This is a genomic window from Synoicihabitans lomoniglobus (assembly GCF_029023725.1).
GTDB classification, from domain to species: domain Bacteria; phylum Verrucomicrobiota; class Verrucomicrobiia; order Opitutales; family Opitutaceae; genus Actomonas; species Actomonas lomonigloba.
Genome location: NZ_CP119075.1, coordinates 967,985 through 993,439 on the forward strand (window position 1 = coordinate 967,985; position 25,455 = coordinate 993,439).

General features: G+C 61.9%; 19 protein-coding genes. 15 read left to right on the top strand and 4 right to left on the bottom strand.

Features of this window, described 5'->3' with window-relative positions; translation table 11 throughout:
* Positions 1-27 precede the first annotated feature (27 nt).
* Positions 28-1,446 carry an arylsulfatase gene (locus PXH66_RS03690; RefSeq protein ID WP_330927815.1) on the bottom strand — a complete coding sequence of 473 codons (1,419 nt, stop codon included), beginning with the start codon at positions 1,444-1,446 and terminating at the stop codon, positions 28-30.
* Between the two features lie 231 nt (positions 1,447-1,677).
* Here PXH66_RS03690 and PXH66_RS03695 point away from each other — a divergent pair, with 231 nt between their 5' ends.
* From PXH66_RS03695 to PXH66_RS03710, 4 genes are all read left to right on the top strand, one after another.
* Positions 1,678-2,373: a hypothetical protein gene (locus tag PXH66_RS03695; protein ID WP_330927817.1), complete on the top strand. Its 696-nt coding sequence runs from the start codon at positions 1,678-1,680 to the stop codon at positions 2,371-2,373.
* Between the two features lie 32 nt (positions 2,374-2,405).
* A complete protein-coding gene (locus PXH66_RS03700; RefSeq protein ID WP_330927818.1) occupies positions 2,406-4,076 on the top strand; it encodes an FAD-dependent oxidoreductase in 1,671 nt (556 codons plus the stop codon).
* The gene (locus tag PXH66_RS03705) at positions 4,066-5,094 is read left to right on the top strand and encodes a LamG domain-containing protein (protein ID WP_330927819.1); all 1,029 of its coding nucleotides are present in this window, start codon (positions 4,066-4,068) and stop codon (positions 5,092-5,094) included. Before PXH66_RS03700 ends, PXH66_RS03705 begins: the two co-directional genes overlap by 11 nt.
* A 96-nt stretch (positions 5,095-5,190) precedes the next feature.
* A complete protein-coding gene (locus PXH66_RS03710) occupies positions 5,191-6,252 on the top strand; it encodes a LacI family DNA-binding transcriptional regulator (RefSeq protein ID WP_330927820.1) in 1,062 nt (353 codons plus the stop codon).
* A 90-nt stretch (positions 6,253-6,342) separates the two neighbouring features.
* Here PXH66_RS03710 and PXH66_RS03715 read toward each other — a convergent pair whose 3' ends face one another.
* The 3 genes from PXH66_RS03715 to PXH66_RS03725 form a co-directional block, all read right to left on the bottom strand.
* Positions 6,343-7,293 carry an alpha/beta hydrolase gene (locus PXH66_RS03715; RefSeq protein ID WP_330927821.1) on the bottom strand — a complete coding sequence of 317 codons (951 nt, stop codon included), beginning with the start codon at positions 7,291-7,293 and terminating at the stop codon, positions 6,343-6,345.
* A 30-nt stretch (positions 7,294-7,323) separates the two neighbouring features.
* Entirely contained in the window at positions 7,324-10,086 is a 2,763-nt protein-coding gene (locus PXH66_RS03720) for a glycoside hydrolase family 78 protein (RefSeq protein WP_330927822.1), read from the bottom strand.
* 275 nt (positions 10,087-10,361) lie between these two features.
* Positions 10,362-10,562, bottom strand: coding sequence for a hypothetical protein (locus PXH66_RS03725; RefSeq protein WP_330927823.1), 201 nt, complete (start codon positions 10,560-10,562; stop codon positions 10,362-10,364).
* Between PXH66_RS03725 and PXH66_RS03730 the strand changes: the two genes are divergently transcribed.
* The 11 genes from PXH66_RS03730 to PXH66_RS03780 all read left to right on the top strand — a co-directional run bounded on the left by PXH66_RS03730 (position 10,561) and on the right by PXH66_RS03780 (position 25,449).
* Positions 10,561-12,696 carry a sulfatase-like hydrolase/transferase gene (locus PXH66_RS03730; protein WP_330927824.1) on the top strand — a complete coding sequence of 712 codons (2,136 nt, stop codon included), beginning with the start codon at positions 10,561-10,563 and terminating at the stop codon, positions 12,694-12,696. The genes PXH66_RS03725 and PXH66_RS03730 overlap by 2 nt on opposite strands.
* An 81-nt stretch (positions 12,697-12,777) precedes the next feature.
* A complete protein-coding gene (locus tag PXH66_RS03735; RefSeq protein WP_330927825.1) occupies positions 12,778-14,295 on the top strand; it encodes a sulfatase family protein in 1,518 nt (505 codons plus the stop codon).
* A 52-nt stretch (positions 14,296-14,347) separates the two neighbouring features.
* On the top strand, positions 14,348-15,682 hold the full coding sequence (locus PXH66_RS03740; protein WP_330927826.1) for a sulfatase family protein: 1,335 nt from the start codon (positions 14,348-14,350) through the stop codon (positions 15,680-15,682).
* Between the two features lie 15 nt (positions 15,683-15,697).
* Positions 15,698-17,191 carry an alpha-glucosidase/alpha-galactosidase gene (locus PXH66_RS03745; protein WP_330927827.1) on the top strand — a complete coding sequence of 498 codons (1,494 nt, stop codon included), beginning with the start codon at positions 15,698-15,700 and terminating at the stop codon, positions 17,189-17,191.
* A gap of 7 nt (positions 17,192-17,198) precedes the next feature.
* Positions 17,199-19,007 carry an arylsulfatase gene (locus PXH66_RS03750; protein WP_330927828.1) on the top strand — a complete coding sequence of 603 codons (1,809 nt, stop codon included), beginning with the start codon at positions 17,199-17,201 and terminating at the stop codon, positions 19,005-19,007.
* Positions 19,004-20,560, top strand: coding sequence for a DUF1593 domain-containing protein (locus tag PXH66_RS03755; protein WP_330927829.1), 1,557 nt, complete (start codon positions 19,004-19,006; stop codon positions 20,558-20,560). Before PXH66_RS03750 ends, PXH66_RS03755 begins: the two co-directional genes overlap by 4 nt.
* 35 nt (positions 20,561-20,595) lie before the next feature.
* Positions 20,596-21,285: a nucleoside hydrolase gene (locus PXH66_RS03760; protein WP_330927830.1), complete on the top strand. Its 690-nt coding sequence runs from the start codon at positions 20,596-20,598 to the stop codon at positions 21,283-21,285.
* 680 nt (positions 21,286-21,965) lie between these two features.
* Positions 21,966-22,598 carry a hypothetical protein gene (locus PXH66_RS03765; protein WP_330927831.1) on the top strand — a complete coding sequence of 211 codons (633 nt, stop codon included), beginning with the start codon at positions 21,966-21,968 and terminating at the stop codon, positions 22,596-22,598.
* Positions 22,599-22,634: 36 nt separating this feature from the next.
* Positions 22,635-22,913 (top strand): ferredoxin, encoded by a 279-nt coding sequence (locus PXH66_RS03770; protein WP_330927832.1) that lies wholly within the window; start codon positions 22,635-22,637, stop codon positions 22,911-22,913.
* Positions 22,914-23,587: 674 nt separating this feature from the next.
* Positions 23,588-24,592: a cupin domain-containing protein gene (locus PXH66_RS03775; RefSeq protein ID WP_330927587.1), complete on the top strand. Its 1,005-nt coding sequence runs from the start codon at positions 23,588-23,590 to the stop codon at positions 24,590-24,592.
* A gap of 56 nt (positions 24,593-24,648) precedes the next feature.
* Positions 24,649-25,449, top strand: coding sequence for a glycosyltransferase family protein (locus PXH66_RS03780; protein ID WP_330927588.1), 801 nt, complete (start codon positions 24,649-24,651; stop codon positions 25,447-25,449).
* Positions 25,450-25,455 lie beyond the last annotated feature (6 nt).

Below are 25,455 nucleotides of genomic sequence, written 5' to 3' on the forward strand. Positions count from 1 at the left end.
GCGATGGCACGGCGGGAGGTTTTCGCATCAACGAAAATTAAAGCGGGGGAAGGTGGCGGGAACGCGGGCGTTTTTCATCAAGTTGTCGAGCCGGGAGGCGATGGCGGGATGGTCGGCGGCGATGTCGGCGGTTTCTCCCGGGTCGTGAGCGAGGTCGTAGAGCTCCACGGGGGAATCCGGGGCGGCATCGACGTTGTAGCGCACCACTTTCCAGTCGCCCTGGCGCAGCGCCATGCGGCCGCCTTGGTCATGGAATTCCCAGTAGAGGAGATCGTGTTCGACCTGGGATTTGTCATGGGTGAGTTCCGGCACGAGAGAGATTCCATCGATGTTGGTTGGCGGGGTGACGCCGGCGAGTTCGCAGAACGTGGGCAACAAATCCCACTGCGCGGAAATGTGGTCGGAGGTATGCGCGGCGGGGATTTTCCCGGGCCAGTGAGCGATCAAGGGCACACGAATGCCGCCTTCGTAGAGATCGCGTTTGTAGCCACGCAACGGACCGTTTGAGTCAAAATAGTCCGGGTCGTGCCCACCTTCGAGATGGGGACCGTTGTCGGAGGAAAACAGAATGAGAGTATTGTCGCTCAAGCCCAAGGCGTCGAGTTTGGCGACGATCTCACCGACGTGCCGATCGAGCATGGTGACCATGGCGGCAAACGTGGCGCGAGGTTCGGGTTGGGAACCGTAGGGACCTTGGCGGAATCGGGGACCGGAATCGGTGCCGACGAAAGGCGTCTCGGGCTCGAATTGGCCGCGGAACGGGGTGAGGTCGGTCGCCGTCGCCGCCATTTCGGCATGCGGCGCGACATGAGCGTAGAATAGGAAGAAAGGCTGTCCCGGCGCGGCGGCGGCATCATCGATGAAGTTCAGCGCTTTTTCCTGAATCAGCGCGGGCGCGTAGGTGCCAGTCGCTCGGTCAAAGTTGCGCCAGAGCATGACGCGCTGATCATCGTCCCAGAGAAAATAAGGGTAGTAGTGGTGAGCCTGACGCTGGCAGTTGTAGCCGAAAAAGCGGTCGAACCCTTGATCGATGGGTTCGCTGCCGGAGCCCGGCGCTCCGAGTCCCCACTTGCCGAAAAGACCTGTGCGGTAGCCCTGGTGTTGGAGCAGTTCGGCGAGGGTGGTGGTCGCGGGAGGCAAGGGATGCTGGCCCTCGGGTTGCACCTCGGAATTCCCGCGAATGGCGGTGTGCCCGGTATGTTGACCAGTCATCAGGGCCGAGCGGGAGGGCGCGCAAACCGTGGATCCGGCGTAGTGTTGCGTAAACCGCATCCCGCGAGCGGCGAGCTGGTCAAGGTGAGGCGTGGCGAACTTTTTTTGTCCGTAGCAACCCAGGTCGCCGTAACCCAGGTCATCGGCCAGGATGTAGATGATGTTGGGCCGATCGGCGACGGCGGCGGCGGCGCTCGCGATGAGCGCACAAAAGCATAACAAGCGATTCAGCATGACGGGGTAGGGAGGGGCGCGGTCCACTCTGCGGGAACGGGATCAACATTCAAGTGGTCGACGTTGCGACTTTATGCATCCCGTTGAAGCGGGATTCAACTGGATGATTTTATCGAAGGTTGAGGCTCGGTCCCAGGACCTGAGGAATCGTGGAACCTCACCCCTGTTTGTATGAATTTACCCCGAATTTCAGCGCATGTCCGCGTGGCCTGCGCACTTTTCACCTGGCCCATGTTGGCTTTCATCGCCGCCGCCGAACCTCAGATTGTTTTTGCGGATGATTTTGGAGCGGCCTCGCGTGGTGGCGTCGGTCGGAACATCATCGACCAACCTCCGCCGACCGGTCTCGGTTACGCGACCAATGTGCACGAAGGTCATGCCTTGCGAAAGTGGATCATCGCCGATGTCGAACCGGCGGGTCCCCGGCGCTCGTTCTGGACAATCCCCATTCTCGAAGATGGCACCGTCGCCGACTATGCCGAACAGGCCGGTCGCTCGCGCAACTCCATCGCCTACGTGGGCACGCCGTTGCCCGCCGACGCGGCTCACTACGTGATCGAGTTTCGCCAGCGCGCCCACGACAACGACTTCATCGGCTTCGTGCTCGGTGCCTCGTCGCCCGATTTGCCGCACGATGGCATTGAAATCGCCTACCAGCGCCAGACGCCCGGCACGGATGACACGGTGCCCCACGTCCACTATCGCAGTCCCTGGGGGGAAGGCGTTATCCTGGACCGTGCGTATATGCGGCAATGGGTGCAGCACCGTATCGAAGTGCGGGGCGACCACGTGAGTTGGAGTCAGAACGGAGAACTCATGCTGGAAGGCCCGGTTGCCACGATGCCCGTCGGTGGTTGGTTTGGTATCCGCCAATCCTACGAACGCGGCACGCGCTACGACGACGTCCGCATCAGCCTCGTCCCTTAAATCCCTCCACCCCCTTGAACCTCTGCTCATCCATGCATGCTTTCCGGTATCTCCTCGTTGCCCTCTGCGGATGCGGGGCACTCATCGCCGCCGAACACGACGTCGTCGTTTACGGTGGCACCTCGGCGGCCCTCACTGCCGCGATCCAAGCCCGGCAAATGGGCAAAACGGTCATTGTGGTCTCTCCCGACCGACACCTCGGCGGGCTGACTTCCGGCGGACTCGGTTTCACCGACAGCGGTGACAAATCCGTGATCGGCGGGCTCGCGCAGGAGTTCTATCACCGCGTCTGGCAGCACTACCGGCAACCGGATGCCTGGACCTGGCAAAAACGCGCTGAATTCGGTAACAAGGGCCAGGGCCATCGGGCGATCGATGACGAGACCGAAACCATGTGGCTGTTCGAACCGAGCGTGGCCGAAAGCATTTTCGAGGCGTGGGTGGCCGAGCACGACATCGAGGTCGTGCGCGATGAATGGCTCGACCGGGAGTCGGGCGTGGCGATGCACGGTGATCGTATCACCGCTATCACTACATTAAGCGGGGCGACCTATCGGGGGGCGATGTTCATCGATGCCACCTATGAGGGCGATCTCATGGCGGCGGCGGGCGTCGATTTTCGCGTCGGCCGTGAGGCCAACCATGAATACGGCGAGGAGCACAACGGCGTGCAGACGGGGGTGTTGCATCACAACCACCACTTCGGTGAACGGGTCGTGCCGCGGCCGATCGACCCCTACGTCGTGCCGGGGGATCCGACGAGTGGCGTATTGCCCCGCATCAGCACCGAACCGCCGGGTGAATTTGGCAGCGCCGACCACCGGGTGCAGGCGTATTGTTTTCGCACGTGCTACACCAACGATCCCGACAACCTCGTGCCGTGGCCCAAACCCGCTCATTACGACCCGAGCCAATACGAACTGATCGTGCGGGTTTTTGACGCCGGATGGCGCGGTCTTTTCGGCAAGTTCGACCGACTGCCCAATCACAAGACCGACACCAATAACCACGGTCCGTTCAGCTATGACAACATCGGCTACAACTACGATTACCCCGAGGCCAGCTACGAACGTCGCCGGGAGATCATCGCAGAACACCGCGACTACCAGCAGGGGCTCATTTGGTTTCTGGCCCACGATCCGCGCATCCCGGCCGACGTGCAGGCGGAGTTCAACCGGTGGGGACTGGTCCGCGACGAGTTCACCGACAATGGCAACTGGCCGCACCAACTCTACATCCGCGAGGCGCGGCGCATGGTCGGGCGGCATGTGATGACGGAGAACCAATTGCGCCAACGCGAGCCGACTCCCGAACCCATCGGTATGGGCAGTTACACCATCGATTCTCACAATACCCAGCGCTACATCACCCCGGAAGGCTACGTGCAAAACGAAGGTGACATCGGCGTGCATCTCAACGGGCCCTATACCATCGCCTACGGGTCGCTGGTGCCGCGGCGCGGTCAGGCGGCGAACCTGCTTGTGCCGGTGGCTTGTTCGGCCACGCACATCGCCTACGGCTCCATTCGCATGGAGCCCGTATTCATGATTCTGGGACAGTCGGCGGCGACCGCCGCCGCGCTCGCGCTCGACCTGGAGGTGCCGGTGCAGGATGTGCCGTATGACCGGCTGCGCACGCAATTGCTGACCGATGGTCAGGTCTTGGCCGCCACGGCCCGGAAGGAGGACGGTCATGACCACTAGGCACGATGGGTTGCGACACGCATCCCGCGCCCGATGGGCGCAGGGCATGATTATTGGCGTCGGTCTGATATTGATCGGAGGCTGTTCCCACCCGGCTGGAATTGCGTCCCCTCGGGATGAGATCCTCAACCTTCCGGGTCTCGTCGCGTGGTGGGATTTTAGTGAACCGGCGGGGACTCCCCGGCGGGCGATTGCGGGCCGCGGGACGTTTCCCCTCCAAGAAGTGGGTGGGACGATTCCTCGCACCAACGCCGGGCCTTTCGGTGGCTATGCCGCCGTGCTGGATGGCGCTCACTATTTTCGGATCCCTTATGCGGAAACCGGGCCCTTGAATATCTCCGGTCCGAATGCGCAGGTCACGATGTTTGCCGCCGTCAAAGTCAGCAACCTGCATCAGAGTCGCACCATCGCGGGCATGTGGAGCGAGGGTCAGGGAGCGGGAGATGACACCGGAACGCGCCAGTATGCTTTGTTGATGAACATGCCGACCTACGGCGGCCGCAACCAACTGACGCCGCATGTATCCAACGAAGGAGGGGTCACGCGACGGGCCGACGGCAGTGCCTTTCCATGGTGCGCGGACTACGCGGCCACGCGCGAGGAAGTGCCGACGGACGAATGGTGCACGCTCGCGTTCACCTACGACGGGCGTTTTCTACGGGCCTACATCAATGGCCGGTTTGAAGAGCGGCCGCTGCAGCCGGAGGCGGACCGGCGAGCGGATCGTTATTTTACGCAGGAAGGGCCGGACGGGGGCGACCGGGGCATGAATCCGTATTACCACGGCCGCGGAATTTTCGCCTACGATCCTGCGCAACACGCGACCACCAAACCCGGCGGTGGCGCGGATTTCACCGTCGGCTCGCGTTATGCGGTCGGCTCGATGCTGCGGGAGGCGACCATTGGCGAATTTGGCGCGCTGGCGGTGTTTGACCGGGCTTTGAGTAGCGCGGAGATCGCCCGCCTGCACGCCGCCTCCGGGGTGGAAATGTTGAATGATGCTCAAGTGACTCCGTGATTTGCCGGCGTCGAGCTCATCGGCGATGGCGTTGACGGCTCTTGCCAGATGCCAGTCGCGCCATTGAATCACGGGGCCGCCAGGTTTACCCCACCCATGAGCAAACGTATCACCCAAAAGGATATCGCCCGCCATCTTCATCTCGACAAGTCGACGGTGTCATTGGCGCTGCGCGATGCGCCGGCAATCAATCCGACCACCCGGGACCGGGTGATGAAAGCGGCCAAGGAACTGGGTTACCGGCCCGATCCGGCGTTGGCGGTGTTGGCGCAGTGTCGGTGGGCGGGACATGAAAAGGGCAGTGGTTCGGTGCTCGCCTACCTGATGGATCTTCGGATCCAGGGCGGCGAACAACACGGTCGGTTTTTGCCCGCGGCGAAGGCCCGGGCGGAGGAGCGGGGATTCATTCTGCAGGTGTTCGATTTGGCGGAGTATGCCTCGTTGGAGCAGGCTTGTCGCGTGTTGTCCCATCGCGGCATTCGTGGACTGTTGGCCCCGCAATTTCTGTTTGGCGACGACCTCGAACGACTGAACACCATGATGAAGGATTTCACCGTCATCGGTCTCGATTTGGGATTTTATCCCATCCCGTTTCATGTGGTGGCGCCGGATGTATTTGAGACCGGGCGACTGGTCTGGGAAACGGTGGTGAAGCGAGGCTACCGCCGCATCGGGTGCGCGGTGTTACAGCATCAACCGGAGGCTTACGATGACCGGGTCCGGTTGGGGGCGGCGATGGCGCAGCAACACAAGTTGGTGCCGCCCCAAGACCACATTCCCCTGCTCACCAGCGCGCCGGATGATCGTGATTCGTTTTGCCGTTGGATGGATCGTTACCAACCGGATGTGGTGATCGGATTCATTTCCCGAGTTTACCGGTGGATCGAATCGACCGGGCGCAAGGTGCCGGAGGACGTCGCGTATGCGAGTTTGATGGTCCTGATGGAGGAATTTCCCGACCACTCGGGGGCTCCGGTGCCGAACACGGAAATCGCCGTGACCGGAGTGGACGCGTTGATCGCGGCGATTCACGCCAACGAATGGGGCGTGCCCCAGCTGCAGCGTAAGTTTATCCTCGAGCCGGTGTGGCACGAAGGAAACACGCTGCCCGACCGCACCGAAGCGGTGGTGAGCAGGGTTCCGCATTTGGTGCGCTGAACGCCCGGGAGTGAGCGATGTGGTCTGACGTGACGGCGCCGACCGCGACGGACTTGGCGCGGGCGTGATCAGCGGGGGGAGCTTTAGCGGTTAGCGGGTGGTCATCTGATCCGAGGTCGAGGCGGCGAGCTGGGCGGAAACGAATCGGATGGCATCTCCGCCGCATTGGTCCATGGAGCGCCAGATGTCGTGACCTACTCCGGCGAGCACCCGGTAGTGGAAGTTGATTTCAAGCCCATGCAGGTGCTCCAGAAAAGGAGCATGGTGCGCATACATGCGGTCGGTCCCGCCCACGATAAAATACAGGCCGATCCGATCGCGGATCCTGGTTTGGTTGAGGGTGGCCCAATGGTAAACGTTGTCGGGATCGGCAGCCGTCTCGGCGTTTTCGGCACGCCTGGCGGGGTTGGCACCGAGGGCTCCGCCGAACGAAACCACCGCGCTGAACATGTCGGGATATTTAAGTCCCAGGCGGGTGGCTCCTCCGCCGCCCATGGAAAAGCCCATCAAGGCCCGACCCTCGCGGGAGGCGATCGTGCGGTAGCGGCGATCGATCTCGGGAATGAATTCATGAATCAAATACGTTTCGACCCTGACATTGCCGGTCGCGCGATCCCGGTATCCGCTGAAGTGACCGGCGTTGGGCAGCACGTAAATGACTTCGCCAATGTTGCCCTTTTCGATTTGGGCCGCGACATACTCCGTCACGGGAATGTCCGACGTCTCGCTGCCGGTGGCACCGTGGAAGTAGTAGACGACCGGATAACGCGTGTGAGGCGCGGATGCGTAACTCGGAGGCAGGTAGATATTGAAACCGATGTCACGATCCATGGCCGCGCTGCGGACCACACCGTGCGTGACGCGCGGAAGTTCCAGCGGGATGTTCCACTGCCATGTGCTCGGATCGCGACCGATCTCTTGTTTATAGGCCACGGAAGCCGGATTCGGCACGCGGTCCACATGGTCCGGGTTCACGGACTGCCCCCGGAGCGCGAGTCCCGTGAGCAGCAACGGGGTTAAAGATAAAAGGCGTGTTTTCATGTCGCGAGTGAAGGGGCGCCGCCGGGCGGTCTAGGCATCGTGCCAGGGCGTTCTGAACCGGTAGGTGCCGGAGCCTACTTCGTAGGTCGTATGGCCGTCGGCGTGAGTCGTTGGGGTCGGCGTAGAGCCGGTCCCGGCATCGACGGTGATCGGCGCAGAGTCACCGGGGTGGGGCACCACGACTGCGGCCGTGGTGTTGGGTGGCACGGTGACTTCGAGGGCGAAGACGCCGTCCGCAATCCGCCATGCACTGCTGATACGGCCGTGCAGGGATTCGAAGCTCGTGTTGGCGTGAGTCAGACCGCCGCCGGGGACGGGGGCGATGCGAACGGTGCGGTAGCCGGGAGAGGTCGACTGGATGCCGCCGATGGTGCGGTAGATCCAATCACCGACGGCTCCATAGGCGTAGTGATTGAACGAGTTCATGCCCCGGTTTTGGAATGATCCGTCTTCCTTGATGCCGTCCCAGCGTTCCCAGATGGTCGTGGCACCGCGCGTCACCGGGTAGAGCCACGACGGGTAGTCCCGGCGCATGAGCAACTCAAAGGCGAGGTCGGTGTAGCCGTTTTCGGACAATGTGTCGGTCAGCAGCGGCGTGCCGAGAAAGCCGGTCGTGAGGTGTCCGTATTGCCGGACATTCGCGGCCAGGTGGGCGGCGACGGCGGCCTGCTGAGCGGGCGGCACCAAATCGAACCCGAGCGCGAGCACGTAGGCGGTCTGCGTATCCGACATCAGGCGGGCGCCGGGAGTGATGAACTCTCGTTGAAACCCTGTTTTGATCTGGCGGCTCAGGACCGCATAGGTCGCTGCATCGGATTCGTGCCCCAGCACCCGGGCCGTTTTGGCCAACAATGCGGTGGAGCGGGCAAAGTAGGCCGTGGCAATCAGGTCCTTGTCGGTGATGGCGTCCTGCACGTTCCATTTGCTGGTTTTAAAGAACAGCCAGTCTCCGAAGTGGCCGGAGCCGTTGACGATCAGATTGTCGCCCGTCTCGCGGCGGACTTTTTCGACCCAGTTGCGCATGCAGGTGTAGTTGGTTTCGAGAATGCGTTTGTCACCGAAATTTAGATACACGGTCCACGGCACGATGACGGCGGCATCGGCCCAGCCGGCCACGCCGCCTTCCTTCAACACCTTGGGGATGACGTTGGGGATGGATCCGTCGGTTTCCTGGTCGGCCATGACGTCGCCGGTCCATTTGGTGTAGAATGCGGCGGTGTCCATGAGGAACGAAGCGGTGGGTGCGAAGACCTGCGTGTCACCGGTCCAGCCGAGGCGTTCGTCGCGCTGGGGGCAGTCCGTGGGCACGTCGACGAAGTTGCCCTTCATGCCCCAGACGATGTTGCTTTGCAGCTGGTTGAGCATCTCGTCGGAAGAAGTGAACTGGCCAGTGGGGCGCAGATCGGAATGGATCACGATGCCGGTGATGGCGTCGGGCACGGGTGGATTAGGCGCGGTCAGTTCGACGTAGCGAAATCCTTGGAGAGTGAAGTGAGGTTCGTAGGTTTCATCGCCGTCGCCGTGGCGGGTGTAGTGCACTGTTTGCTGGGCGGAGCGGAGGTTTTCAGTGTAGAGCTTTCCGTCGGGAGTGAGCACTTCGGCGTGGCGCAGCACGAAGGTTTCGCCGGGTTGGCCGGTCGTTTTGAGTCGCACCCAGCCCACCATGTTTTGCCCGAGATCGTAGAGCCAGCGGTCGTCGCCGAGGGGCGTGACGTTTACCGGCGTGATCTCTTCGATCCGGCGCATGGGGTCGTTGACCGTGGCGATGAGGTTGGACTTGGGGTGGTCGCGGACCACCGCGCCGGTCCACGAGGTGGCATTGAAACCGGGGCGATTCCAGCCGTCGGGAAAGAGTCGCGCGTCGTAGGATTCACCGTTGTAGAGATCGGAGAAGAGAATCGCGCCGGTTGCGGCCCGCCAGGTGGGGTCGGTGCCGATCCGGGTGATGGAGCCGTCGGAGTGCGTGATTTCCAGTTGGCTGATGAGCGCGAGTTTTTCGCCGTAATTGTTGCGCTTGCCGCCCCAGCCCATTTGCCCGCGCCACCAGCCGTCGCCCACCAGGGCACCGAGGGTATTGTCGCCCTCGACCAGCAGGGCGGTGACGTCGTGCACTTGGTAGGGAAGGCGGTGGGCGTAGCTGGTCCAACCGGGCGTCAACAGATCTTCGCCGATACGTTGGCCGTTGAGCGATGCTTCGTAGACACCATGACTGGTGATGTAGAGCCGCGCGGATGCGATCGGTTTGGTCAGCGCAAAGTCCCGGCGGAAATACTGCGCGGGGTTGGAGATGGAGGTGTCTTCATCGATGGCGGCCTCGATCCAATCGGCCGACCAATCGGAGGGTTCGAGCAGGCCCATTTCCCAGCGGGCGGGTTCGCTCCATGCTGAGACGTGGCCGTGATTGTCCCACACACGCACCTGCCAGTGCATCACCTCGCGCGAGACCAGCGCCGGTCCTTCGTAAACGATGTGCGTGGTGCGGTCGGAGTCGACGCGGCCGGATTTCCATCGCGGCGATTTCGCCGCAGACAGGTCGCCCAACGTCGCGGCGGTGCGGATCTCGTAGGCGATTTGGTGCGTGTTCGGCGCGGTCGACTGCAATTGCCAATAGAGGCGGGGACGGGGGCTGTCGACGCCCAGGGGATTGGTGCGGTATTCGGTGCGCAGGTGCGTCGGGCTCAGGGTGGCCGCGGGGACGGAAACGGTCATGATGGTGAGCAAAGTGGCAATCCGGGGCAGACTCGAGAGGCGCTTTGGCAGCCGGTGCGTGGTGAGGGAGCGGGGTGGAGACATGAGGCGGACGATGCCCTCAGGGAGAACGCCGGGCACGATCGCGCGGCGCATTTAAGCGGAGGGCTCGGGGCGAAGCCACCCGGTTTGGAGAAGAAGGAACGTGCCACGGTGCCTCCGGGGGCGTCAATCGGTCGGAGCGTTCATCTCGTTGACGGATCATCGATTGATCAATCTGCCGGTTCTTGGGCCGTCGTCCGGATACAGGGCAACGGGGGGGGGATTTCATGAGGGGAGGCGGGGAAGGGAAAGCGCGCGCGGCTGTCACGGCGCTGCGCCTACTCGACGACGAGGACACGACGCATGCAATGGGTCGCGTTTTCATCTTGATGATCATAAGCGCAGGTTGAGCGATGCAGGCGAAATTCAACCGGATGAATTTGGCTCGGGTTTACGCCACCGCGGCGGCGGTGCTCTGATGGGATCTCGTCGGCCGTCTTCCCCTTGATCGTCGCTCCTTCCTCTTCCTCGTTTTTCATGCGTCTTGCCCCGATATTCGCAACTACGCGGTGCAAGCGTTTCCGCTCCGGCGCCCGTGCTTTCGTTTTTCTCGTATCCCTCGGTTCCCTGCCGGGCGGCCCGGGCCCGACAACCCTCGCGGCGCAGGAAATGGCCCCCGCGGTGGGCTTTACCCCGTCCGAGCTTTTTGGATACTGGAAACTTGATGGCGATTTTAGCGATGCCTTGAAATCGCATGACGGCACCTACGTGGAGGAGTCCGGCGGACCGGCGGAGTTTGTGACGGGAGCGGACGGCCGGGCTCTCGATCTGACCGACGGAGCGGGTTTTGTTGAACTCGGTTTGGAGGTGGGGCCGGGTCCCAAATCGATTTCATTTTTTGCCCGCACGCCCGACTTCGAGCCGGAACTCGTGTGGGTGGGCAATCGGTCACCCGGCGTGCGTGGGGATTATGATCATCGGTTTTACCTGGGGTCGTTTACGGAGCAGCTGTTTTGGGGTGGGGGACGAAACCACCGCCGCGGGGGCGTCTGGCCCGACCTCAGCCCGGACCGGTTTCATCACTACGCGCTGGTGCAGCGGAGCGGAACGGAAGCGGGAGGCTCGTTGGAGATTTATCAAAACGGCGCGCTGTTGCAGACGGTGAATTACGATGGATCCACCGGCAGTCACGCCGAGCGGCTCATGCGCATCGGCCGCGGCGGCGGACAACTGACGCATCCGTGTGTTTCGGTGGTCGATGATGTGGCGATCTTCAAACGGGCGCTGTCGGCGGCGGAGGTCCGTGCCATCGCGACCACGGGCAGCGTGGGGGCGCTGCTGGCGTCGACCCCGCCCGTGCGACCCAATGTGGTGGTGCTGCTTTCGGACGACCTCGGCTACCGCGACCTGGGTTGCTACGACGGTCCGGTGCGCACGCCGGTGCTCGACCAGTTGGCCGCCGACGGGATGCGGTTTACCGATTTTTATGCGGGAGCGGCGGTGTGTTCGCCCTCGCGAGCGACGTTGCTGACCGGTCGGCATCACATCCGGGCGGGCATCTACAGCTGGGTTCACGATCAGAGCCAGGAATCCCATCTCCTCAATCGGGAGATCACGTTGGCGGAGATCTTGCGCGACGCGGGTTACGCCACCGCGCACGTGGGCAAGTGGCACCTGGGATGGTCCACCCCGGAGCGCGCCAAGCCAACGCCGGCGGACCATGGTTTTGATCACTGGTTTGCGACCGCCAACAACGCGAAACCCAGCCATCGCGATCCGGTTAACTTCGTCCGCAACAGCCGACCGGTCGGGCGCCTCACCGGATACGCCGCGCAGCTGGTCGTCGACGAGGCCATCGCCTGGTTGCGGCAACCGCGTCCCGCCGGGCAGCCGTTTTTTCTCAATGTGTGGTTCCAGGAACCGCATCACCCGTTGGCCGCGCCGCCCGAACTCACGGCGCATTACGGGGAGCCAACGGAGGAAGGGGCGGTGTATTCGGCGACGGTTGAAAATACCGATCGCGCGATTGGGCGATTGATCCAAACGCTGCGATCGATCGCGCCCGCGGAGGAGACGCTGATCATCTACGCTTCGGACAACGGCAGTTATCGTCGGGACCGGGTGGGGGAGCTGCGCGGGGTGAAAGGCACCAATTGGGAAGGCGGTCTTCGCGTGCCGGGGATTGTGAGCTGGCCGGGCACGGTGCCCGCCGGGCGCGTCGAGTCCACGCCGGCCGGAGTGGTGGATGTGCTGCCGACCGTGTGCGGTCTGCTGGGATTACCGAGCCCGACGGGAGTGCATTTGGACGGGGCAGACATTTCGCCGGTGTTGCGAGGATCGGCTGAGACCTTCGTGCGGCCCCAGCCGATGGTTTGGCATCTCCATAAGTCGCGACCGATAGTGGCTTTGCGCGACGGCCGGTGGTCTTTCGTGGCGGACCCGGATCGGGAAATCTCCCGGCGGAACTTGTTCGAGGAGGCGTGGATTCCCGACATCAAGGCGAGCGGTTACGCGAATTTTCAACTGTTTGATTTGGAAGCGGATCCCGGCCAGTCCGAGGACGTGGCGGCGCGCCATCCCGCAGTTGTCGCGCGCCTGCGAGCCGCGCTCCTCCGCATCAACGACAGTATCATGCGCGAGGGTCCCGACTACGGAGCCTCGCCGAACAGCTAACGTAAACCGGATCGTTTCAACATGATGATTTCGGTCACAATTGCGGCGCGATAGTCGCCTTAGCAGAACCACCCCCTCCCCATGGCAGCTTCGCCAGAACACCCCAATTTATTATTCATCATGACGGACCAACAGCGCTTCGATGCGCTGTCCTGTCACGGCGGATGGATCCAAACTCCCCACCTTGATCGCTTGGCGGCTGAAGGCGTCGATCTCCGGGGGCACTTCGCGCAAGCCCCCGTTTGCGTGCCATCGCGTTGTTCCTTGTTCAGCGGGCGCTATGGACACGGTCACGGCGTCCTCGAGAATGACGGCCGGCTGGGGGCGCATGAAGCGCATCTGTTCAAAGTGCTGCGCCAGCAGGGTTATCACCTGACCTATTCCGGCAAAAATCACCTGCTGCCCGAGTCGGAGATGATCGCCAATTTTGACGGCTATGATTCACACGGTCCCGAGCGGGCGGAGGAGCCGAATCGCGCGGCGTATCTGGCGTTGGAGCGACGTTCGATGAAGAAGCTGTTTTCGGGAAACTCCCATGACTCCGGCGAGTATCATGATTTTCCCGACGAGGTGACCGGCAGCGGCGTGATCGCCGCCGAAACGAAACGGCATCTGCGGGCTGCGCCAGCGGATCAACCGTGGTGCGTGGTGACCTCGTTCAGTGATCCCCACGTGCCCCACCTGGCTCCGCGGCGGTTTGAGTCCCTTTATTCACAGGAGGCGATTCCGCTGCCGGAGTGGGATGAATCCGAGCTCAATTCCAAGCATCCCCGGGTGCGCGTGAAACGGGGGGCGCAGGGATCGGCGACGGCCGACGAGGCGGACCGCCGCCGTTACCTTTCCATCTACGGATCCATGTGCTCGTTCGTCGATGAATTGATTGGCGGTATTGTCGCCACCCTGCGCGAGCGACCCGATGCCGCCCGGACCATGATCGTCTTCGTGTCCGATCATGGAGACTTTTGTTGGCACCACGGATTGGTGAAAAAGGACCTGCTGCTTTACGACGATTTGCTGCATGTGCCGACGCTGATTCATTGGCCGGAACAACTGCAGCCGCAGGTCATCCGCCAGACCCTCAGTGAGCATGTCGACATCCTGCCGACCATCTTGGAACTCGCAGGGATCGTGCCGCCGCCGGTTTGCCAGGGCCGCTCATTGGTGCCGCTGTTGCGGGGGGAGACCGCCAGCCACCGCGATGAAATTCATGCCGAAGTCTGTTATCCGGAGATGAGATCCGCTTACCGGAGTGCGCAGGAATTCCGGGCTGCGTGGGAAGCGGACCAGCTCTCCGGCGGTCCCCTCGCGAACTCCGCGCCTTTCAATGTCCCCGGCGACCACACCAAATGCGTGCGCACCACGCGTTGGAAATACATCTGGTTCGGCGACGGATTCGAGGAACTTTACGATGTGCAGGAAGACCCGGACGAAGCCCACAATCTCGCCGCCGAGCCCGAGTTTACGGCCGTGATCAACGACCTCCGCAAACGACTGGCCGATTGGTTGCGAGTGACGGCCGACGACCGATCCGAGTCCGACCGGCAGGAAGTGATCAACGCCTACGATCAGTGGGATCACGACCTCGCCGACTCGCGCTAACCGCCGCTGGTTGCGCATTGAGCAGCTTGGGCTCATATTCCGTTACCCCGTCATGCCCCGATCGAAACGTCCCAACGTCATCGTTTTCTTCACCGACCAGCAGCGTCACGACACCACCGGTGTGCATGGCTGTCCGCTCGGACTCACGCCCAACTTTGACGCGTTGGCCCGTCGCGGCACCCACCTCGTCAACAGCTTCACGTGTCAGCCGGTCTGCGGTCCGGCCCGCTCCTGCCTGCAGACCGGGCTGTATGCGACGCAGACGGGGGTGTGGCGCAACGGACTCACGCCGCATACGCACCTGCGCACGTTGGCTCATCACTTCAATGCCGCCGGCTACGCCACGGGTTACATGGGCAAATGGCATCTCGCCGAAGACCAGCACCTCGGGCCGGTGCCGACCGACCGTCAGGGTGGTTACCAAACGTTTCTCGGCGCCAACCAACTCGAGCTGGTTTCCGATGCCTACGATACCCGGCTCTGGGATCAGGACGGAGTCGAACATCGCCCTCCGGGTTACCGGGTCGACGCGTTGACGGACGCGGCGATTCGCTATGTGGACACCCCGCGCGAACAACCGTTTTTCATGTTCCTGTCCTTCCTGGAACCGCATCACCAAAACCACCGCGATGATTATCCCGCTCCCGACGGATACGCCGAGCGCTACACGGGTCGCTGGCTGCCGCCGGACCTCGCGTCACTGGGCGGCACGGCACCACGACACTGGGGCGGCTACTGCGGCATGGTGAAACGGCTGGACGAGGCCCTGGGGCGCTTGATCGATGCCCTCAAAAGCACCGGTCAATTGCACAACACCGTCATCCTGTTCACGTCCGACCACGGCAACCACTTCAAGACCCGCAACAGCGAATACAAACGCTCCTGCCATGACGCCTCCATCCGTGTGCCGACCGCGATCTGCGGCCCGGGCTTCGACGGTGGCGGCACGGTGCATCAACTGGTGAGCCTCGTCGACCTGCCTCCGACCCTGCTCAATGCGGCGGGAATCGCGGTGCCTGACGAGATGGAAGGACATTCCCTCCTGGACCGGGACACCACCTGGCCGCGCGAGGTGTTGGTGCAGATCAGCGAAAGTCAGACCGGACGCTGCGTGCGCACGGCGCGCTGGAAATACAGCGTCTCCACGGCAGGCTCCGCCGAGTCCGCCGCGACCTACACCGACGATTGTCTCTACGACCTCGAAGCCGATCCGTGGGAATTGGACAACCTCATCGGTCGCACCGCCTACGGTTCCGTGGTGGCTGAACTCCGCGAACGTCTGGTCACCCGCATGATATCCATTGGTGAAACCGTGCCCACGATCGTGGATGCTCCGGCTCGACCATCGGCTCAACGCCGCATCCATTTCTCCGACGAAGACATCTGATTCCGCTCCCTCGCCGTGCCAAAAATAGTATCCTCCACCCGGGGCCACGACAGCCACACCCACGACGCCGTGAGTGCCGGACTGTCGGGCGAAATGTCTCGTCCGGTCAAACTCACCTTTGTCGGCGCGGGCAGCTTCTTCGCCCCCCGCTTGATCAACGATGTCATCAAGATTCCCGGCAATCGCGACGGCACCATCGCACTCGTCGACATCGACGCCAAACGCCTCGCGCTCACGGCGCGGCTCGTGCGCAAGCTCGTGAAAACGCAGACCGCCGAACGCTGGAAAGTCGTCGCCTCGACCGAGCGTCGAGCCGTGCTCTCCGGCACCGATTATTTGGTCAACTGCATTGAGGTCAGCGGCCTCGACTGCGTGCTGCACGACAACGACATTCCGCTCAAATACGGGATCGATCAATGCATCGGCGACACCATCGGACCGGGTGGTCTTTTCAAGGCACTGCGCACCATTCCGGTGTGGTTGGGCGTGCTGCGAGATTGCGAGGAACTGTGCCCGCAAGTCGTGGTGCTCAACTACACCAATCCCATGGCGATGATGTGCCTCGCCGCCGGTCGCACCTCGTCGCTCCCCGTGGTCGGTCTCTGTCATTCCGTGCAAGGCACCAGTCAATTGCTGGCCGACTATGCGGGCGTGCCAATCGCGGAGATGAACTGGGACTGCGCCGGCATCAACCACCTCGCGTGGTTCACACGGCTCGAACACGCGGGAGTCGATCTCTACGCGGATCGTTTGTATCAAAAATTTCGCGACGATCTCGCCGCCGCCGAAATCGAGCACGCGGCAGGTAACGCATCACACGACGCGACCGATGTGAAAGGCGGCAAGGAAGCCAATCTCGCCTACACCGCGCGCGATCTCGTGCGCAAAGACATGTGTCTGCACTTCGGCGCGTTCATCACCGAAAGTTCCGGCCACCTGTCCGAGTATCTGCCGTATTACCGCAAAAGCGACGCCGGCCGGGCGCTGCTGCGCCAGGGCTACGACGGCGGCTCCCGTTTCTACGCGACCAACTGGCCGCAGTGGCGGGACGAGCGCGATCGCGAGCGCCGCGACATGCTGGCCGGACGGATGGAACTCGGCTGGGCGCGCTCTTGGGAATACGCGTCGTGGATCATCGAAGCCCGCGAGAAGGACACGCCGTTTCGCATTCACGGGAACGTCATGAATCAAGCGCCGGGCGGCGGCGGCGCGCTCATCACCAATTTACCCGCCGACGGCTGCGTGGAGGTCGCCTGCATGATCGATGGCAACGGCGTGCACCCCACGCGTTATGGCGCGTTGCCCCGCCACCTTGCCGCAGTGTGTGCGAGCAACATGGGCTTTTTCGATGTGGGCGCGCAGGCCGCGATCGAGCAAAGTGTGGAGCTGGCCATCCAAGCGCTGTATCTCGATCCGCTAACGGCGGCGGTGTGCACGCCGTCCCAGATCCGGGCGATGGGTTTGGAAATGTTCCAAGCCGAGCAGGCGCATCTGCCGGGCTACCGTTGAACAGATCATGCATTCGCCCCTTTCCATGCTGCTCGAAAAACTCCGCATTCAAACGCTGAGACAGGGGTGGGGGGTCGCTTGGTTGTTCCTGGTCGCCGCGGGCATGCTTGGGGCCGCTCCCCCCAATATTCTGATCGTGCTGACCGATGATCAGGGGTTCGGCGACGTGGGCATCAACGGTAACCCGTATCTGGATACGCCCCACATGGATCGCCTGGCACGCGAAGGGGCCCGGCTGAATCATTTCTTTGTCGAGCCGGTGTGCGCGCCCACGCGGGCGGCGCTGTTGACCGGACGCAATCCGACGCGCACGGGGGTTCACGGCGTCACGCGCAACCGGGAAATCATGCGCACCGACGAGGTGACGTTGGCCGAGTTGTTGCGAGACCAGGCGGGCTACGCCACGGGCGCATTTGGCAAATGGCACAACGGTTCGCATTGGCCGCAGCATCCGAATGCGCAGGGATTTGATACCTTCTTCGGTTTCTGCGGCGGCGTCGTGGGCGACTATTACGATCCCGGGTTGGAGCGCAACGGAGAGCCGGTGGCGAAACAGGGTTACATCGCCGACGTGCTCGCGGACGAAGCCATCGCGTTTATGCGCGAGCAGGCGCAGCAGAACCGGCCGTTTCTGTGCTACGTTCCCTTCAATACCCCGCACACCCCCGTCAGCGCCCCGCACGCCGAATGGCAGCGCTGGCGGAACCGCTCCGAACCGGCCGACGCCTACACGCGGGCCGTCTATGCCATGTGCGAAAATCTCGATATGAACCTGGGGCGCCTGCTGGCGGTGTTGGACGAGCTCGATCTGGCCCGCGACACCATCGTGGTTTTCCTGGGGGACAACGGGCCCAAGGGAGAGCGGTTCAACGGCGGCATGCTCGGCACCAAGGCCTCCGTGATGGAAGGCGGCGTGCGCGTGCCTTGTTTCATTCGCTGGCCGGCCCGGATCGCCCCCGGCACGGTGGTGGAGGAAAACGCGGCGCATATCGACCTGCTGCCGACTCTGAGCGCGGCGGCGGGCATCGACGATCCGGCGGCTTTTACCCAGCCGCTCGATGGCATCGATCTGTCGGCCCGGTTGGAAAGCCGTCCGGGTTTTGCGATGCCGCAACGCTACCACTACACGTGGTTCGATCGGCGCCGATGGTCCATCCGCTCCGATCGCTATCGCGCCACGGCCTCCACGTTGCACGACATGATCGATGATCCGGGCCAGACCGAAAATCTGCTCGAATCCGCACCGGAGCAACACGCCACATTAATACAGGCGTTTCGTGATTGGGCGCAAACCGCCGTGCCCGCGGAACTCACGCCGTTGCCGGTCGAAGTGGGTTACGATGCCGCGCCCCGCGTGGCGATCGAAGCGCACGAATTTGAACTGAGTCCGGGCGAAGGGCAGGGCATCGCCTACTGCGAGCAATTTGGCTACGCCGGTCAATGGATCGAGGCCTGGAGCGATGTGGCGGCCAGTGCGTATTGTCCGCTGCGCGTCGTGGCGTCGGGGCACTACCGGGCCACGATCCGCTATGCCTGTCCGCCCGAGGCCATCGGGTCGCGATTTGTCCTGCAAGCAGGCGCCTCGCAACTCGCGTTTACGATCGATCAATCCGGCGGTAGCGCGGCCCATCCCGCGGCCGAACAGGCGGGGTTGCGACAGGGGGGGTATTTGTCACGCGACGTTTGGATGGAAGCCGATGCCGGCGTGATTGATTTGGCGGAGGGCGACGTCCGATTGGAACTCCGGGCGCTGACGATGCCGGGCGAGGCGATGCCGGAGATCAAAACCGTAACCCTGACCAAAATAGAGCCATGATACGCCGGCTCCGATTTTTCTTCCTTCCGTTCCTTGGACGCGACTTTGCGCCGAGGCGTCATCCGCCATGCGCGGGTTGGTTGAGCGGCCTCTTGCTGGTGGCGACCGTCGCCGTGACTTCCGCCGGGAAACCGCGCGTCGTGGTCACCACCGACGGCGAGGTCGACGACATGAACTCGCTCATTCGCATGCTGCATTATGCGAATGAATTCGAGTGGGAAGGCATCGTGATCACCAGTTCGATCTGGCATTACGCCGGGGACGGGAAGGGCACGTTGTTCACGTCGGAAGACCCCGAGCAGGTCGAACGCTACGGTGAACGCACAGACCTGCGATGGACGGGTGTCGAATGGGTCGACGACATCATCGATCTCTACGCCGAGGTATATCCGAATCTGCGATTGCATGCGCCCGGCTATCCCTCGCCGGAGTCGCTGCACGAGCTGGTGAAGGTGGGCAACATCACCTTCGAGGGCGAAATGGCGGTCGATACCGAAGGCTCGCAGTGGATCGAAGCGCTGCTCCTCGATGACGAACCCGGACCGCTTTGGCTGCACGCGTGGGGAGGGGCCAATACCATTGCCCGCGCCTTGAAAGCGATTGAAGCGCGCCATCGCGGCACGTCGGAGTGGGAGCGTATTTACCGGAAGGTCACGGAGAAGGCGGTGCTCTACATGGTGGCGGATCAGGATGCGACCTACCGCAACTACATCGAACCGCACTGGCCCGATCTGCCGGTCCTCTACAACCTCAATCAACACGAGCCGATCGGCTACGGTTGGTGGCGGATCAATCAGCCCAGTCGACTGGCTTATCTGCGCGGCGCGTGGTGGCGCGAATACGTCAAACTCGGTCACGGCGCGCTGGGTGGACGCACCTATCTGTGGGGCGACGGTCAGCAAACGGCCGGCGACCCGTTGCAGCAGAACGGCAGCCTGGCGGAGACGCGCCAGGCGGGCCGTGATCGCTACGATTTCATTTCCGAAGGCGACAGCGTGGCGATTCTACACCAACTGCCGGTCGGACTGCGCAGCGAGGAGGATCCGACTTACGGCGGGTGGGGCGGTCGCCTCGTGCGCAGCGACGGGGAGGCCGTGCGTTGGGAGGCGACCCGGGCCGTCACCGACCTCAATACCGAAACCGGGGCCGCCGACTATGCCTATCCGGTGAGCCGGTGGTTGCCCGCATTCCAAAACGACTACGCCGCCCGCGCCGACTGGGCGGTGTTGCCCTATGACGAAGCCAACCACCCGCCGGTTGTCACGGTGGAAGGCCCCCTCGATCTCACCGCGAAAGCGGGCGAAACGATCACGCTGACCGGCACCGCGTCAGACCCCGACGGCGACGCCCTCGATCTGCGCTGGTGGCAATACCGCGAAGCCGGCACCGCACCGTATCCGGCGACGCTCACGGTTCTCGGAGATGGACGGGTCCAGATCCAAGTGCCCGTTCATGCCGAACCGGGCCAAACCCTGCATTTCATTCTCGAAGCCACCGACGACGGCGAACCCGCGCTGACGCGTTACCGGCGGGTGATTGTGACCCTGAACTAAATCCCCGAGCCGTCTTACCGTTATCCCCTCCTGATATGAAACTGATCATTTCCTATCTTCCCCTCCATCGAGTTGTCGCTATCATTCTGCTGTTCGGTCCTTTGCTCTCTGCTCCGCTCCGGGCCGAGCGCGTGGTGCCGGAGTGGCCCGCTGCGGATGAGAAAATTCGCGTCATCATAGACACCGATCTGGCCAATGAAATCGACGACCTTTACGCGCTCGGTCTCGTGCTGGCGGCGCAGGAGCGGTTCGACATCGAAGGCATCGTGGCGGCGCATTGGGGCGACGCGGGCGGACCGGACGGATTGGACGAATCCTACGAGCTGATCCTCGAGTGCATGCGGGTTGCAGGCATGGAGGGAAAGATTCCGGTGCTTAAAGGATCGCAGCCATTCCAGTTCAGCCAACAGATCATCCCTTCTCCCGGCGTGGACTTCATCGTCGAGCGGGCGATGGACCCGTCGGACGAGCGACCGCTCTGGGTAATCTCGCTTGGGGCCTGCACCAACATTGCCATGGCTTGGAAGCGGGAGCCGGCGATCAAGGACCGGGTGATCTCGCTGTGGCACGGTCGGACCCAATGGCCGGTGAAGTGTCCACCGCGACGAGCGGTGGATTCATGTCTGAGGAATCGTTGGTGGTGGTCTTCATGCGGCCCGTGTGACGAACGGCGGCGAACGCGCGACGCGTGGCAGGGTGCCGACGCAGCGCAACGACTCGGTTAGGCAATGCGTGGAGAAGGCCATGCTTCGCAGCTTGAGCATCTCATCGAAGCGCACTAACGATTGATACTGTTCGGTGACGTCACGACGGAAGTCGCGACCTTTACGGGTGGATTTATGTTTTGGCATATCACCGCCAGTCTTGTCACTGGCGTCCCAAATAACATCCTCGACCTGTCGTGCGTCCCGAACGTCATACCCCTCACTCCTCACTGCGCCGCGCAGCGGCTTCGTTCAACAAGTCGCCCGAGCCAACGACGGCCAGAGCCGCCGTCAGCTGTTCCGTTGTCCTCCAAGCGAATCCCACATTTCATTCGCTGACCGCCGCGGCTCAGCTTTAGCGTTCGGCAAGGACAAAATGGCCTCAAGACCGCGTCACCTTTCGCTCGTAAAGTTCACGTTACCCGGGATGAAATTCCGGTATCCACTGAAAGAAATGACTACCTATGTTTTCTTGGGCGAAATACCGAATATGAAAGGGCACTGCGTAGTCTCCGATTTTAAAACCGGAAAGATCTATTCCGGATATCATACCGACCTCTTTACTGAACTGACTGAAGATGAAACCTAAGCAGCCGAACCAACCGCTACAGAGAACCTCCACAGTTATCACGAATCGTGCTGCGCACGCTTCGCGCCAGCTGCTCCGGTCTCTGACCTGAAACGTTGGCGAAAAATTCACCATGATCGAAAGCAAACGAGGGGCAGGTCTCATCGACTTCATGCAAGGGAATGCTTCCGGCAAGAATGTTCTCCTGCTGTTTGTGTTAACGATGGCCGTTTACCTGCTGATGCTCTCGGTCACCATCCCTCGGGTTCAGAGCTACGCTCCGGAAACGACGCTGTTTGATTTGTCGCCTGCGGGATACACTCATGCACAAGCGCTGACCCTGCTGGAATCCCTCGGTCGTGCAGGCAGGGATACTTACCTCTTCCCCCAGTTAGCACTCGACTTTGTTTACCCGGGTTTGTTTGCGACCTGCTTTTCGCTGATGTTGATCTGGCTATATTCAAAACGAATTCGGCCCGATTCGAAGTGGTTGTATTTGGCTGTAATTCCAGTGCTCGGCGGTCTTTTCGACTATATCGAAAATATACTGATTATTCGAATGATCACGATTTTTCCCGATGTGACCGAAGGATTGGTTTCTGCAGCCAGTAGCGCCACCTTGCTGAAGAGTGCCTTCTCCACGGTGTCCTTTCTATTACTGGTCGCAGGATTCGCCTTGCTCCTGATGAAAGGCCCAGTGGCATGCTTCGAGGGAGAAACCTGCGCCGGGAACAACGGCCAACAAAACAGTGGAGGCAACGCCTGACGTTGCGTGCCTCACTTATGACGTTCGGCAGTATCCATGGCATCCGTGAAGTATAAGTGGCCGCAGAATGTTCCAGGGGAGTTCTATGTCGACGAATGCTGCCTGGACCACCACTGCTGCGCTGAGATCGCCCCCGATCACTTCAGAAGAATTGACGATGGAGGTCACCTTTACGTCTATCGGCAGCCTTCCAATCCGGAAGAAAGAGCGCGGTGTATGGCTGCACTTGATACCTGCCCGATGGCAGCAATCGGTTGCGATGGAGTGCCTCCAAAGCTCTTTTCCCTCTCATGGTGGAGGCGTATCCTGAGATGAAAAAGCAGGAGCCGCGCTTGCGCGCGATGAACGCGGTGTGCGGGTGCGGTGAGGCAGTTGCTATCGCGCGCGAGCACGCTCCTACGGCCGAACCCATGCAGCGAGTTTCAGCTGTGGTTTGGTCAATTTGTGAGCGAAGAGACGGAGCGAGCCCGAGGCTGGAGTGATCGGGTCTTGTTCCGACCTCATTGTGCGCCAGCTGCGTTGAGAAAAAGTAGGAGCCGCGCTTGCGCGCGATGAACGCGGTGTGCGGGCGCGGTGAGGTCGTTGCTATCGCGCGCGAGCACGCTCCTACGGCCGAACCCATGCAGCGAGTTTCAGCTGTGGTTTGGTCAATTTGTGGGCGAAGAGACGGAGCGAGCCCGAGGCTGGAGTGATCGGGTCTTATCCCGATCCCATCGTGCGCCAGCTGCGATGAGAAAAAGTAGGAGCCGCGCTTGCGCGCGATGAACGCGGTGTGCGGGCGCGGTGAGGCCGTTGCCATCGCGCGCGAGCACGCGCCTACGGCCGAACCCATTTAAAGAGCACACGCTCCAGCGCTCAATTTCCTCAGTTTGTGTGATCCGAATTCGGGCAACCTTAAACGGACTGATTCGGTGTCTTCTTTTTTAGCCCCTTGCAACGGATTGAGGGGATTGCGTCGCCGGACAATCGGTCGAAGGTGGAGTCCAGCTATGGATTATTTTAAAACAATAGGCGAAAGCCTTTCGGCGCGTTGTGGTGATGGTGCTTTGGGGGAGGACTTCCCGGAACTCGCCGCCGCCGCGTTGGCGGAGTTTCCGGTTCCTGCTGGTATGGGCATCGCATTCATGGCCGATTGGGCGCTGGGCCGGGAGGAGCTGCCGGAGCAGGTCAATTTTAACAGCGGATTTGGTGAGCCTCCGTTGGTGGTTTACGAAGAGCCCCGATTTTATGCCGAAGTCCTCTTTTGGTTTCACGGTCGCACCGCCATTCACAGCCATGGATTTTGCGGGGCCTTCCAAGTGTTGGCGGGCTACTCGATGGAGGCGGAGTTTTTATACCACCCCACGCCGGGATCCGAACCCGGGATCCAACTGGGGGAACTGGAGCCCATGGCCCTGCGGTTGATCGCGCCCGGTGAAATCACGCGCATTTTGCCGGAAGAGGCATTCATTCACACCGTGATGCACATGGGCAGTCCTTCGCTCACGTTGGTGATCCGTAACAAGGGCGGGCCGACGCAGTTTGATTACGCCCTGAACGGATTACGCGTGAATGCCTATCAGCACGCTCAAACCTATGCGCGGCAGGCCGAAGTGCTGAGCGCTTTTCACGAGGCCAATCCGGATGCGTTTGCCGCCCGGTTACTGGAGTTTTTAGGTGCCGGCAGTGCCCATCGCATGGCTCGCATTTTGAAAGAACTGGAACAGCAACTTGACGAGGAGTTTTTGACGGGTGAGCTCCGCGATCTGGCGGTGCAGCGATTCGGCGCGCTCGGTGAAGCCATGATCGAATCCGTGACCCGGTCGCTTCACGGCGGCGAAATCTGGAATGAAGTAGCGGCCCAGGAAGACCCAGCGGTTCAGCTCCGGACGGCGCTGTTGGATCTCTTCCCCGATGAAAAGGATCTGCTGGCGGTGGTGGGGCGAACCTTCCCTGACCGTGATCCTGCCGAGGTGCTGGAAAATTGGGCCGAACAGGTCAGCGAGATGGGCTGAAAACATTGTCGAACCGAGGCAATCTTATCCTGAACCCGCTGCCCCGGCTCAAGTGGATGCAAAGTCCCGCCACATCCGCCAACTGTCTCGTTGTCCTCACCGACTTGCTCTATCTCCCGGGCACGCGGCGGCTCATCACGTCCTGGCGACTGCACCAACCGCCGCTCCCGATCATTGTCCTGAGCGCGCAGGAAGAAGCGCTCCGCGATCCCTTTCTATGCGCGCATTGTCACCGTCGCATTCCGATCAATCCTGCGCCCTACGCCGACATTCGTCCTTACCAGAAGCGCCGCTCCCGGCGGCACGCCCAAACGTTCTTCAAGTTCGAAGCGTTCGGTGACTTCGGCTTTGAGCGAAACCTCTTCCTCGATAGCGATATCCTGTGCCTCCGCGAAACGCCCGCGCTGCTCGCGCCGGGAACGGTTCCGCTCCGCGCGGCCCGGGATACCGGCTTCCGCAAAACCCGCGCCTACAAAGGCCACGCGATTGAGATCAACAGCGGGGTCCTCTCGATCGGTCGCGCGATTCAAGGAGCCGCCACGATTGCCCGCCTGCAGGACATCGCACGCACGCAGCCGGGGCGCGGGGGCTACAACGCCGGAGACCAAGGGATAGTCAATAAGTGGATACACCGCGACGGAATCGACGTCGAACTGCTGCCGCCGGAATATAACCTGATCAAGAAGGACTACGCCGACACCACCGGCTTGGCGGACTGCCGTCTGCTACATTTTGCGGGTCACAAACCCTGGCTCGGCCAGCGGCACCACGGTGACTCCGGCCCTCCTGTGAGAGCTCTCGAGCAACTCTGGCATGAAGGTCGGCGCGGGACCGGTCTCCCCATCGGAGAAACCTGACAAGTC

What these genes read in the sequence shown, in the direction of transcription:
- PXH66_RS03695 (WP_330927817.1), top strand. Translation starts at nt 1,678, where the DNA reads ATGTTGGCTTTCATCGCCGCCGCCGAACCTCAGATTGTTTTTGCGGAT.
- PXH66_RS03710 (WP_330927820.1), top strand. Translation starts at nt 5,191, where the DNA reads ATGAGCAAACGTATCACCCAAAAGGATATCGCCCGCCATCTTCATCTC.
- PXH66_RS03715 (WP_330927821.1), bottom strand. Translation starts at nt 7,293, where the DNA reads ATGAAAACACGCCTTTTATCTTTAACCCCGTTGCTGCTCACGGGACTC.
- PXH66_RS03730 (WP_330927824.1), top strand. Translation starts at nt 10,561, where the DNA reads ATGCGTCTTGCCCCGATATTCGCAACTACGCGGTGCAAGCGTTTCCGC.
- PXH66_RS03765 (WP_330927831.1), top strand. Translation starts at nt 21,966, where the DNA reads ATGATCGAAAGCAAACGAGGGGCAGGTCTCATCGACTTCATGCAAGGG.
- PXH66_RS03740 (WP_330927826.1), top strand. Translation starts at nt 14,348, where the DNA reads ATGCCCCGATCGAAACGTCCCAACGTCATCGTTTTCTTCACCGACCAG.
- PXH66_RS03770 (WP_330927832.1), top strand. Translation starts at nt 22,635, where the DNA reads ATGGCATCCGTGAAGTATAAGTGGCCGCAGAATGTTCCAGGGGAGTTC.
- PXH66_RS03735 (WP_330927825.1), top strand. Translation starts at nt 12,778, where the DNA reads ATGGCAGCTTCGCCAGAACACCCCAATTTATTATTCATCATGACGGAC.
- PXH66_RS03705 (WP_330927819.1), top strand. Translation starts at nt 4,066, where the DNA reads ATGACCACTAGGCACGATGGGTTGCGACACGCATCCCGCGCCCGATGG.
- PXH66_RS03750 (WP_330927828.1), top strand. Translation starts at nt 17,199, where the DNA reads ATGCATTCGCCCCTTTCCATGCTGCTCGAAAAACTCCGCATTCAAACG.
- PXH66_RS03720 (WP_330927822.1), bottom strand. Translation starts at nt 10,086, where the DNA reads ATGTCTCCACCCCGCTCCCTCACCACGCACCGGCTGCCAAAGCGCCTC.
- PXH66_RS03775 (WP_330927587.1), top strand. Translation starts at nt 23,588, where the DNA reads ATGGATTATTTTAAAACAATAGGCGAAAGCCTTTCGGCGCGTTGTGGT.
- PXH66_RS03690 (WP_330927815.1), bottom strand. Translation starts at nt 1,446, where the DNA reads ATGCTGAATCGCTTGTTATGCTTTTGTGCGCTCATCGCGAGCGCCGCC.
- PXH66_RS03780 (WP_330927588.1), top strand. Translation starts at nt 24,649, where the DNA reads ATGCAAAGTCCCGCCACATCCGCCAACTGTCTCGTTGTCCTCACCGAC.
- PXH66_RS03725 (WP_330927823.1), bottom strand. Translation starts at nt 10,562, where the DNA reads ATGAAAAACGAGGAAGAGGAAGGAGCGACGATCAAGGGGAAGACGGCC.
- PXH66_RS03760 (WP_330927830.1), top strand. Translation starts at nt 20,596, where the DNA reads ATGAAACTGATCATTTCCTATCTTCCCCTCCATCGAGTTGTCGCTATC.
- PXH66_RS03755 (WP_330927829.1), top strand. Translation starts at nt 19,004, where the DNA reads ATGATACGCCGGCTCCGATTTTTCTTCCTTCCGTTCCTTGGACGCGAC.
- PXH66_RS03700 (WP_330927818.1), top strand. Translation starts at nt 2,406, where the DNA reads ATGCATGCTTTCCGGTATCTCCTCGTTGCCCTCTGCGGATGCGGGGCA.